This is a genomic window from Xenorhabdus sp. PR6a (assembly GCF_028599065.1).
Classification (GTDB): Bacteria; Pseudomonadota; Gammaproteobacteria; order Enterobacterales; family Enterobacteriaceae; genus Xenorhabdus; species Xenorhabdus doucetiae.
Genome location: NZ_JAQRFJ010000005.1, coordinates 102,779 through 112,557, shown reverse-complemented (window position 1 = coordinate 112,557; position 9,779 = coordinate 102,779). Strand labels below are relative to the sequence as shown.

The window sequence follows — 9,779 nt, the reverse complement described above, 5'->3', positions numbered from 1 at the left end:
GGTTTGGTAACGTCACGAATACCGTTCGATCATGAAAAGAAGAAGAGAAGGGCAAATTCATAATGTTAGAGATAACTCATTAGGTTTCCTATGCAGAATTATCTCTAACAAACATTACCTAATTTAACATAATATAGATTGTGCGAACCTGAGGTGTAATAGCAAAGTTGTAATGTCCGCTCTGGGCTAAGTTAAGATGTCCGTCACGTAGGTTCACCATTAAGGGGTTCACATGACGGCTTATAGAGCGAAGTTTTTTACATTGGAAGATGTTAAACGACTAAAAGTGATCCAGGATGTGATTGACCAGCGCCTGCCAACCAAAATGGCGGCACAACGATTAAGCATATCCGCTCGTCAATGCCGACGGTTATAAGTCCGCTATCGTGCGGATGGACCTTTAGGGATAGCCAACCAACGACGCGGTAAACCAAGCAATAATCAGCTTCCCACTGGATTATCTGAGTACGCACTCACGATTATTCGTGAACATTATCATGATTTCGGTCCAACCTAAGCCTGTGAAAAGTTAGCTGAGCAACATGATATTTACCTCTCTAAAGAAACCGTTCGAACACTCATGATTAAAGCCGGCTTATGGGCTCCTCGTAAGCAACGCGCCCCTAAAATCCAGCAACCACGCTACTGAAGAACCTGTACTGGAGAGCTTATCCAGATTGATGGTTGTATGTGTGTTAAGCTGATACGCTATGTTGACGATGGTCATTTATCTATCGACAACAACCGTGCGGAACGCGCGATCAAATCGCTGGTCATAGGCAGAAAAAACTGGCTTTTCGCCGATGCTCCTCATGGTGCTGATGCCAGTGCGCTGCTGTACAGCATTATTGAAACAGCAAAAGCTAACGGGCTAATCCTCTACGATTACCTGGTGAAATGTATGCAAGAGCTGGCAAAGTCAGAGCCAGATATCAACTCACTCTTTCCCTGAAATTTCTTACACTGAAACTAAAACGCCCGTGGGATTATGGAGCGCTTACAATAAATTTCACAGATTCCGGTATTAAACAACTGCCATAGTGAAAACCTTATCGTCTAGGATATAGAATTTAGTATAAATCACTTTTCCTTTTGGGAATTCATCTGAAAGCGTCTTGGTAATTTCAAATGAAAATGATCCGATATCTGGTTCCAAATGTCTCATTGCGACATATTCAAATCCAAAATAGTAACCAACACTAGGATAAAGAGCCTTAAAAATGCTTTCCTTTGCGGAAAATACAGCCGTAAATAGTTGAGAATAAGAAAACGGTGTACTTAGAAGAAGATTAGCCTCATCACTATTGATAACAATATCGCTTATCTTCATTACCTGTGTGCTAGTAATAATGTGTTCAACATCGATACCCAAACCCTTGATACCGGTGGACTGAGTAACAGCACAGCAGGCCATATTTCGACTATGAGATATGGAGCCTTTTATAGGAGCAGGAAAGACAGGAGAGCGGGCAGATCCAATCCCCACCTGTTCGCCCTCTGCCGAGAATTCCCTGAGCGCTCTCTTGGCTGAGAAGCGTCCGGCCAGGAACTCCATCCTTCTCTTGGCTACCGCATCGGAGATCTGTTCCGGGGATTCAATCCCATATTTATGAAATAGACTATCGTCATAGCTGTCCGGCGAAAACAAGCACATGTGTACTTTAATGTTTTCTAAATTATGAGCACTGAAAAACCACTCTTTCGAAATGAAGGCTCCGGCTGACGTCAGCATGCTGACAGAACTGGCCGCCTCCGAAGCTGTTTCTTTCATTGCAATTTCAGTTTCCAACATCGAACCCTAATATGACTATCTTCAAGCGCTATTTAATAGCGATGTATAGTTCCACTTCCTTGTTGGGATAAAAGACTTCATAGTCCGTGGTGTAGGCTCGCTCCAGCTCCTGATTCTCATCAGAGAAGAACTCCCAGACCTGCTCCCAAAGCTGCCATATCTGATTGTCCCCTTCGGACTTAGACGTAAACTTCAGGTATTTTCCGCTCTGGAGAACGATTGGCTTGACGTCTTTTTGTTCGGCTTCATTGCCGACCTTTTCGACTGCGGCACTGACATCAAAATAACCCGCATGATCTGATTCATAACCGGAATACACACCATAAACGGTCTCGCCATTGAGTACCTTCTTGTAAATCTCTTCGTAGAAGGTCTTCCATAGACCTGGAATCTGGGCCGTCTCTCGGGATCTTTCATTTTCATTCCGGGTTCTGATCGTAATACCAAGCAGATGTTTATGCCCACAATCAGTCAAATTCATGGTGTTTTCCTTAAATTGATTTGTTTATTTCTTGCCATATGGCAGTCATACGGTGAATTATTAGGCGGTTTTATTAAGAAATTTCTTATATTCCTGATAATTCTTCTGTACCGGAATTTTTTTCAGTCTTTCCCATTCGTCCATCGCCTCCTGACGAGTCGCGCCTTCATTTTCGGGGGCTACCAAGAAGTCGGTGATGAAATTGTTGAATCGGGTTGACGGAATTCTTGGCAGCCGTCCCTTGGTGGTCATCAGCTCATAAAGTCGGTCTATCAATTCCCGATATGTAATTTTTCGGTTGTTTCTGATCTGCTCTTTACGCCAATCGTTCAGCCAGTACCATTGTCCGGACTTATCCTTGAGGTCAGGATCTCTTTTTGAGATTTCTTCTTTCAGGAAAGTTTTGGTCGCTTTGTCACTGACATAGTTAACGATATAAGAGTCGGGCGACAGTCTATCCCTACTTCCACTGGTCTTCCGGTTTGGCACACCTTTAGGTAGTGGCGTGTCATCACTTCCCGACAGACGGGCCTTGATATGGTCTTCCACCTCATTTTTCCTCAAGGTTCCCACATCAATGCCCAACTCTTTAGCGAAGGCTTTCAGTTCAGTCGCGTAGAAGTATCCTTTCTCAAATTCTTCCACTGACATATTTCTATAAAGTTTGTTCAACATTACCTCCAAGTAGAACTCCTCAATTCCACATTAATCCATGGCCACTTCTTTTAAACGCCCTTTGGCGCCAATATCCTGAAGCGTCAGTACTGCCACACGGTTGAGCAGCAATTCAAGCATATGCCAGGAATGTTCGCAAAGGCGTTCCATTCCCACGTATTGTTCTTCTGTGAGGTTGTCGTACAGCTCTTTACCCAACTCTGAGTGTCCGTGATCCAGTTCCGCATGAGCATCAATATATTCCCCGGATTCGGATATATTGCGTTTTGCAAAGGAGTGGAATACATCCGCGCACTTTTCCAGAACTAGATGAACGACAACAAGCTTTTCCAGGTTATCCAGCTGAAGCATTTTGAGGACGAACCAGTTACCGAACGCGTCAATTTCCGGATCCCAGTCGCCGCTCTCCGGAAGCATTTCATCATGCCCCAATTCTTCTTTCAAGTGCTCTAGGAATATTCCACTGAATAACTTATCCACGGTGGAGAACTGCCTGCTGTACATAATGACCGGCGCTTTGCCAAAGAACCTTTGCATGATTTTAACGCGCACCGGCCGCTGACTGTAGACGATGACCTTGATGCGGAATTTACCTGGCGAGAGCCCCGGCGGGTGTCAAAAAACCTGACCGTACAGTATGACAAGATGCTTTATCTGATTGAGGACAGCGAATACAGCCGACGGGCTATCGGGAAATATATCGATGTCTGGCATTATCCTGACGGGCATAAGGAACTGCGCCTGAATGATGTGCTGCTCCCCTATTCCACCTATGACCGGTTGTCGGAAGTTGACCCCGTCGCGATTGTTGATAATAAAAGACTGGGCCATGTACTGGATGTTGCCCGACAGGTCCAGGCTAAACGGGACAATAATCGCTCACAATCGTTACCTTCCTCTGGTGATGAGCCGTCCCGCAGACGGCATGCTCCCAGTATTAACAAATCGCAGCGTTCTCTGAATGAGGATGACCTGCTCGAAGCAATGATAAAGCTTCAGGGCAGCTCTGAGGCTATTTTTGGTAAAAGATGATCCTTAGGCAATAAGGCAATATCGACTTGACGGCCCTCAAGGGCCGCCATGAGCGAAAAGCGGACATGGACAGGAGGATGCTGATAATATTTCCACCAGTGGATTACTGTTTCCAACAGGGATACGAATGGAATACCAAACGTCATTGCAGAAAATATTGTCAGATGACCCCGTAAGAATGAAGATCCTATATGCAGTTCGAGCACTGGAACTCAATGATGGTTGGATTGGCGCGGGATTTGTACGAGACGCTGTTTGGGATCAGTTACATGGGTATGGTTTAAGTCCTGTTTATGGTGATGTAGATGTCGTCTGGTTCGACTGTGAGCACTGTAGCCCAGATCATGTTAGCTACCTGGAAGACAGGCTTAGGAAACAATTACCTTCGTTAGACTGGTCGGTGAAGAATCAAGCCAGAATGCATCAACGTAATCGTGATCATCCCTATACCTCAACGGGAAATGCTTTACTGCACTGGCCTGAAACAGCTACGGCCGTAGCTGTCAGATTGGGGAAGGAAGGTCTCGATATCACTGCGCCTTATGGACTTTCTGACTTATTTGAATTGCGTTTACGACCGACTCCTGCATTTGAACGTGAAAAGTTGGACTCTTTTAAACAACGGGTCACTACAAAGCAATGGTTGGAACGCTATCCCAGGTTAAAGCTCATTGTTTCCTTATAACCTCAATATACAAATATCCCGGCTCTTGCCGCTCGATTGTATGATTGACAGTCCGCTCCTTGCACAATGCCGACCGCCATCTGCGGCATATAGACATGATGCCGATGTGGTAGTTTCTTTCATATTCCTCGCAGATTTCCCCCCCCAAAAAATCAGTTCGTTAACAAATAAATATAGAATCATAGGCGTACTCAAATCGGCGCGTACGGGCCGATTTGAGTACGATAGGTATGAGCATTTTGTTGAAGCTACTGAATATTTCCATTCTAGTTCCCCGGCCGGTGAGGTTGCCAGAAACCGGGTTCTATTTTATGAAGATGAAGCTATTTGATGACGATCCTGAATGCATTATCCACAGATGGTAAGCAATCTGCAGTGATAAAAGGTTTAATTTTTTGCGCTATATCTGATCTCAAAAACTCCTCTCTGTCAGTCAGATGTACATGAAAGTAAGAGGATTTGCCAATCAGTTCTTTTATCAACGGTGATGTTTTCAACAACGCCGGAATCTTATCTGGAGGGATCTGAACCCCCTGGCGAATCATCAGCAATAGCCCCAAGCCTTGACTCTCACTTCTCAGCTCTACCAACTGAACATCAGCTTCGCTGACTTCATTTGCTGAACCTGCTGATAAAACGTGTACAAACTCATAAATTGAGATCGACGTGCCAAGAATGTTTCTTGCTGACAGAACACGGCCATGAAGATGAAGCAAGTCCCCTCTGTGACCGCACGCACATAATGCATCCTGTTCCAGTTGACCGACATCGCTCATTTTATGGTCGATGAGATGGCTATGACCGGGATAGTGCACAGATACGCTGAGCTCTCCACTGTTTGAATTGCGGCGTAGTTTAACGTGCTCATAAATGTGGTAGTGATTGCCTTCAAGATATGCACATTGATAACCTATAGGACCAGTTTCCTGAGATGTATAAGCTAGAGGTTTGATAATAACCTTCTGAAGGTTTTGTTTCACCTTATCGACGAGCGACGCAGGGAACATTTCCCCCAGATAAAAAATTGTTCTGAGTGAAGAAAGCTGTCCGATGTTCCCTGAATGAAGAACCCGTTCCAGGAAGCTTGGAAGACAAATTATCGTATCAATATCATTGTCATCTATCGCTTCACACAAGGATTCAGCGTCGACAATGGATGCATACGGGAAATATTTAACCTTAAGTAATTTGCAAATCTCGTGTGCGAAGAGGAACCCTCCCCAGAGATTACCGGCTCCGAGGCAGTTGGCTACTGAAGTCACAGCCAGATCATTGAATAAAGGGGATAGAGCATGAGCGGCAGACGAAGTCACAAACTGATAATGCTCCCATGGATGCTCTACCGTTCTTGACTTTTCGGTGGTACCACCAGTTGCAAATACTATAACTGACATTGAACTTCCTTACGGTATGTTGCTTTCAGTAAAATAAATGAAAGGACGGAAGAGAAAAATACACTAATAAATATAAGCATCGGGACGTAGTCATTAAGATATGTAATAGCAAGCCCGGTAATCCATGATCCGAAAGCAGAACCCATATTTGACATGACGACAATATAACTGAATAACACCCCTGGAGGGATGGGAGAATGGATGGCACTGGCTACGACATAAATCTCAGGGATAATGACTGATTCATATATGCTGTATGCAATTAAAGCTGCAATAGCTATATAGAGAGAGCCGGTTAAATATAATGAACCAATGGCACCACAAGTTACAATAAGGTGAGATGTCCATTTGGTTTTAAAGACATTCAGTTTAGCTGCTCCCCCTTGCCACAGGCAGATAGTTGCACCGACAACGGAGAAAAATATGCCTGAGTAGTTACTGAGTTCAGGTTTTATTTTACCCAATAGTGTCGTCGATGTGATAAATATACCCATGATGAGGAAGCAAAAGAATGATGCCAGGAGGATCCGCTGTACTGCCCCGGCCATTTCACCACTAAATATATATCCTAAACTAACCAACGGAGATCAGGACCCCGACTTTTTATTCGATGAAGAAGTATAGTTTATAGTTAATGCCATTAATGCCATGGCGATGCCAGAAATAATCACCATTAAAATCACATGATTGATAAGGTCATAGTTCAACGCAATTGCTGCAAGTGAAGGCGCAACAAAAACCGCTGAATTTTGAAAAAGAGAAAAGGTATTCATTGCCTTTTTAAGAGATTCCCCCGATAAGTTCCCAGCCAGTATTTCTCGGAGAAAAGGTTTGGAAATGGACTTTGAAACGGATATCAGCACAAAAAACAAAATCCAAGAGTATAAGGATAATGAAAGTAATATCGCTAAGAAAGCAATACTTCTGAGTGCAAGTGACGAAAATATTAATTTTCTTCTGGAAATCCGTTCCAGGTATCCAGTGGTGACTAACATTAAAATACTTTCCAGTATGATAGCCCCGGCTAAACAGGCTGCGACACTGGATGCTGATAAGTCTGGAGATTTCCCGAGCAGAGGAAGAGAAAAAAAGAAAGAGAACTCTGACAGGAATACTGCCACATAAACAAAATAAGTTGTCTTGATATTATTCATAATAATGATGCACTATGTTGGCTAGATGATCTAATACACGTTTCCTTATTTCTTCCGGAAGGGTGGTCATGCCAGTTTCAGCGGTAGACATTTCATTAAAATAAAATCCATCATCATTCATTAGCCAATCAACTGCTAATATTGAACAACCCGATTTTTGTACAATATTGGTAGACAGAACACGCATTTCCTGGAAGAAGGGTAATTTTCCGTATTTTTCGTTAAATTCGTCTTCCGAAAGTGTCACCTGCTCGCCGCCAAGTGCCACATTCCCTATATAGCCATTCCCCCGGGGTATTCTGAATTTAATGAATGCCAGAGCACTATCGACAAAGAAGAACCTGACATCTTGAGCTTTTTTGACATATGGCGTCATTATATATTCTATTGCAGAAGATGAGATCAAATTCCCTGTGCTGATAGCATGCTGAGGACTATCGGATTTAATGACGCCAAATCCCATGCCGGTACCGGTTGGTTTGAAAATATATTCCCCTGGGTAGCAATCAGCAAATTTTTGTATAACCGGAACAATATGGCGATGGTAGCCAAGCATAGTAAAAGGCAAAATCGGTGCACCTGTCATTTTGGCAAACGTCATTTGCGCCACTTTGTTCCATTCAAGCGTTTCAATTCCTGCAATGCTTTCATTAAGCAAACGGATACCACGTGCACGCAGGTAAAGACGCAAAGTTGATGCCACAGACCTTGCCTGTGCATTCAGGTTAGCCTGTGAAACAATAAATGCAGAGTCTGATTCATCGAGTATTTTTGATTTATATGTTAAACTCATACCCTTTTCAGGGTGTGTTGTAACGACACAATTCTCCAGTGCAATAAAGCTAAACTCAATATCCCTTTTTCGCATTTCTTGTGTAAAATGTGAGTACGAATTTTCAATCTCTTCTACTTTGCTGTACTCTTCTCGTGCAACTACCCAATATAATTTCACTTTTCGTCCTTATGCCATATCATTATCGATTGAGGTAACGACGTTGGAATTGTTTGTTCGATATAAAAACCAGCAGTTTTAGCAAGCAGTTCATATTCATGATAAAACCTCTCCTTTCCTAAAAAGAGAGCGTCCATTAGTAAATCCAGCGTTTTACCTTTATTGCTTTCGTTAGTTTTTATAATTTCAATGACAAATAACTTAGAGTTTTCTTTCATCGCAGTTCGAATATTGGAAAGAATAGTTAGTGCATGTTTATCGCCCCAGTCATGAATTATGTTCTTGATGATATATATATCTTTTCCTGCAGTTATGAATTTAAAGAAATCTGCATTAACATAAAGCAGCCCATCTTCCATCCTGCTCTCTTCAGGATACAGGTCAAGAACTGTTGCTGATTTCAAATTATAGGTTTGATGAATTTTTTTCATCAAAATCCCTTTTCCCCCACCAACGTCCACCACTTCGGAATGCTCATGGCATTCTATAAATTTGACTAGTTCAGAGGATAAGTTCTCTGTAATTTTAGCCATCAATTGGTCAAAGATATTTTTTAACTCAGGGTTGATGTGCAGGTGTTGAAAAAAAGGTGCGCCGTGCTTTCTTTCAAAAGCAGACTGGTAACTGTCTGCCCGCATAGTGGTAGAGTGATGAGGCCACATAGACCAGTATTCTTCACCGAGTTCGCACAGGATCCATAATGTTTCTAGGCTGTTTACATCTGCAAGAGCGGTTGCGCCATCAGTCAGTGAATATTGATCTCGTTCAAGCGTAACAATCTTAAGCTCGGCCATCACATCGAGCAGCCGAGAAAGGCGATCTTCATCCAGTTCACATTGTACGGACAGTTGTTTTAAAGTCAGTTTCCTTTCTGCTCCGAGGCAGATGGGGACACCCAGCTTAACGAATGTATACAACGCAGCGGACTGGCGGTACGCAGTAATGATATTAATCAACCTGTATTTCGCCTGTCAGTGCATTAATGGAAGTAGCAAAACGCTCAAGCTCGGCTTTGGAATGTGCGGCTGAGATAGCAACGCGGATAATACTTTGAGATTTTGGAACCGTCGGATACATGGCCGCAGTAACCAAAAAACCCTGACTTCGGAGATCTGCTGAAGTATTTATTGCTTCATTTTCGCAGCCAATATGAATAGTCCTGATTGGGCTTATTTTTTCCTTCACTTCAACATTGAGCACCGAACGATCAAAAATCTCAATATTTTCTTTGAGAGCCGCCTGAAGCTCAGTGATTTCACCCGTCAAGTGTATGTTTGCAGAAGCCACACATGCAGCTATGCCAGGTAATGACGGTGGTCCACTAAAAATGTAATTCAAGGCATATTTTTTAATGGCAGATACGGCCTCTGGGTTGCTGAAAGATGCGGCGCCACCATGAGAACCAAAGGCTTTTGAGAGTGATGAAAGTAAGATCAAATTTTCATGAAATTCTCCCAACTGATGCAACGTGTAACCACACCCATTTTTTCCGATGATCGATGTGCCGTGTGCATCATCGACATAAAAGTAACCTTCAAACTCTTTGGTCAACTGGGTTAGTTCTGCAACGTTATTCCCACCGCCCATGGAGCCCAGTGAATCGGATATAAGGAT

Annotated in this window: 12 protein-coding genes and 2 pseudogenes; 4 read left to right on the top strand and 10 right to left on the bottom strand. The window is 43.2% G+C overall.

From position 1 onward, the window contains the following. The first annotated feature begins 232 nt into the window (after positions 1 to 232). Positions 233 to 376, top strand: a complete 144-nt coding sequence (locus tag PSI15_RS18545; protein WP_443256066.1) for a hypothetical protein — start codon at positions 233 to 235, stop codon at positions 374 to 376. 321 nt (positions 377 to 697) lie between these two features. Then, a pseudogene (locus PSI15_RS02930) lies at positions 698 to 952 on the top strand (IS66 family transposase); the annotation flags it as partial. A 72-nt stretch (positions 953 to 1,024) separates the two neighbouring features. Here the strand turns inward: PSI15_RS02930 and PSI15_RS02925 are convergent. The 4 genes from PSI15_RS02925 to PSI15_RS02910 are packed head-to-tail and all read right to left on the bottom strand — an operon-like array spanning position 1,025 to position 3,485. Beyond that, positions 1,025 to 1,792 carry a 4'-phosphopantetheinyl transferase family protein gene (locus PSI15_RS02925; RefSeq protein ID WP_273582220.1) on the bottom strand — a complete coding sequence of 256 codons (768 nt, stop codon included), beginning with the start codon at positions 1,790 to 1,792 and terminating at the stop codon, positions 1,025 to 1,027. Positions 1,793 to 1,820: 28 nt separating this feature from the next. Then, complete coding sequence (locus tag PSI15_RS02920; RefSeq protein WP_273582219.1) at positions 1,821 to 2,273, bottom strand: GyrI-like domain-containing protein; 453 nt, start codon at positions 2,271 to 2,273, stop codon at positions 1,821 to 1,823. A gap of 60 nt (positions 2,274 to 2,333) precedes the next feature. Continuing rightward, complete coding sequence (locus PSI15_RS02915) at positions 2,334 to 2,948, bottom strand: hypothetical protein (protein ID WP_273582225.1); 615 nt, start codon at positions 2,946 to 2,948, stop codon at positions 2,334 to 2,336. A gap of 30 nt (positions 2,949 to 2,978) precedes the next feature. Further along, the gene (locus PSI15_RS02910) at positions 2,979 to 3,485 is read right to left on the bottom strand and encodes a hypothetical protein (RefSeq protein ID WP_273582218.1); all 507 of its coding nucleotides are present in this window, start codon (positions 3,483 to 3,485) and stop codon (positions 2,979 to 2,981) included. Between PSI15_RS02910 and PSI15_RS02905 the strand changes: the two are divergent. Both PSI15_RS02905 and PSI15_RS02900 read left to right on the top strand, forming a co-directional pair. After that, positions 3,456 to 3,980 (top strand): annotated as a pseudogene (locus PSI15_RS02905) (ISNCY family transposase); the annotation flags it as partial. The gene PSI15_RS02910 and the pseudogene PSI15_RS02905 overlap by 30 nt on opposite strands. 127 nt (positions 3,981 to 4,107) lie before the next feature. After that, positions 4,108 to 4,665: a nucleotidyltransferase family protein gene (locus PSI15_RS02900; protein WP_273582217.1), complete on the top strand. Its 558-nt coding sequence runs from the start codon at positions 4,108 to 4,110 to the stop codon at positions 4,663 to 4,665. A 323-nt stretch (positions 4,666 to 4,988) separates the two neighbouring features. Here the strand turns inward: PSI15_RS02900 and PSI15_RS02895 are convergent, their stop codons facing one another. Genes PSI15_RS02895 through PSI15_RS02870 form a run of 6 tightly spaced genes read right to left on the bottom strand, consistent with a single transcriptional unit; the run spans position 4,989 to position 9,773 of the window. After that, entirely contained in the window at positions 4,989 to 6,059 is a 1,071-nt protein-coding gene (locus tag PSI15_RS02895) for a hypothetical protein (RefSeq protein ID WP_273582216.1), read from the bottom strand. Next, a complete protein-coding gene (locus tag PSI15_RS02890; RefSeq protein ID WP_273582215.1) occupies positions 6,047 to 6,607 on the bottom strand; it encodes a hypothetical protein in 561 nt (186 codons plus the stop codon). Before PSI15_RS02890 ends, PSI15_RS02895 begins: the two co-directional genes overlap by 13 nt. Positions 6,608 to 6,646: 39 nt before the next feature. Then, positions 6,647 to 7,213: an MFS transporter gene (locus tag PSI15_RS02885; RefSeq protein WP_273582214.1), complete on the bottom strand. Its 567-nt coding sequence runs from the start codon at positions 7,211 to 7,213 to the stop codon at positions 6,647 to 6,649. Beyond that, a complete protein-coding gene (locus PSI15_RS02880; protein WP_273582213.1) occupies positions 7,206 to 8,165 on the bottom strand; it encodes an ATP-grasp domain-containing protein in 960 nt (319 codons plus the stop codon). The genes PSI15_RS02885 and PSI15_RS02880 overlap by 8 nt, the downstream gene beginning before the upstream one ends. After that, on the bottom strand, positions 8,162 to 9,121 hold the full coding sequence (locus PSI15_RS02875) for a methyltransferase (RefSeq protein WP_273582212.1): 960 nt from the start codon (positions 9,119 to 9,121) through the stop codon (positions 8,162 to 8,164). The genes PSI15_RS02880 and PSI15_RS02875 overlap by 4 nt, the downstream gene beginning before the upstream one ends. Beyond that, positions 9,114 to 9,773 (bottom strand): aminotransferase class I/II-fold pyridoxal phosphate-dependent enzyme, encoded by a 660-nt coding sequence (locus PSI15_RS02870; protein ID WP_273582224.1) that lies wholly within the window; start codon positions 9,771 to 9,773, stop codon positions 9,114 to 9,116. The genes PSI15_RS02875 and PSI15_RS02870 overlap by 8 nt, the downstream gene beginning before the upstream one ends. Positions 9,774 to 9,779: the final 6 nt, after the last annotated feature.

Excerpts from the sequence above, each read along its gene's own strand:
- PSI15_RS18545 (WP_443256066.1), top strand. The coding sequence starts at position 233 with ATGACGGCTTATAGAGCGAAGTTTTTTACATTGGAAGATGTTAAACGA.
- PSI15_RS02925 (WP_273582220.1), bottom strand. The coding sequence starts at position 1,792 with ATGTTGGAAACTGAAATTGCAATGAAAGAAACAGCTTCGGAGGCGGCC.
- PSI15_RS02920 (WP_273582219.1), bottom strand. The coding sequence starts at position 2,273 with ATGAATTTGACTGATTGTGGGCATAAACATCTGCTTGGTATTACGATC.
- PSI15_RS02915 (WP_273582225.1), bottom strand. The coding sequence starts at position 2,948 with ATGTTGAACAAACTTTATAGAAATATGTCAGTGGAAGAATTTGAGAAA.
- PSI15_RS02910 (WP_273582218.1), bottom strand. The coding sequence starts at position 3,485 with ATGCAAAGGTTCTTTGGCAAAGCGCCGGTCATTATGTACAGCAGGCAG.
- PSI15_RS02900 (WP_273582217.1), top strand. The coding sequence starts at position 4,108 with ATGGAATACCAAACGTCATTGCAGAAAATATTGTCAGATGACCCCGTA.
- PSI15_RS02895 (WP_273582216.1), bottom strand. The coding sequence starts at position 6,059 with ATGTCAGTTATAGTATTTGCAACTGGTGGTACCACCGAAAAGTCAAGA.
- PSI15_RS02890 (WP_273582215.1), bottom strand. The coding sequence starts at position 6,607 with ATGGCCGGGGCAGTACAGCGGATCCTCCTGGCATCATTCTTTTGCTTC.
- PSI15_RS02885 (WP_273582214.1), bottom strand. The coding sequence starts at position 7,213 with ATGAATAATATCAAGACAACTTATTTTGTTTATGTGGCAGTATTCCTG.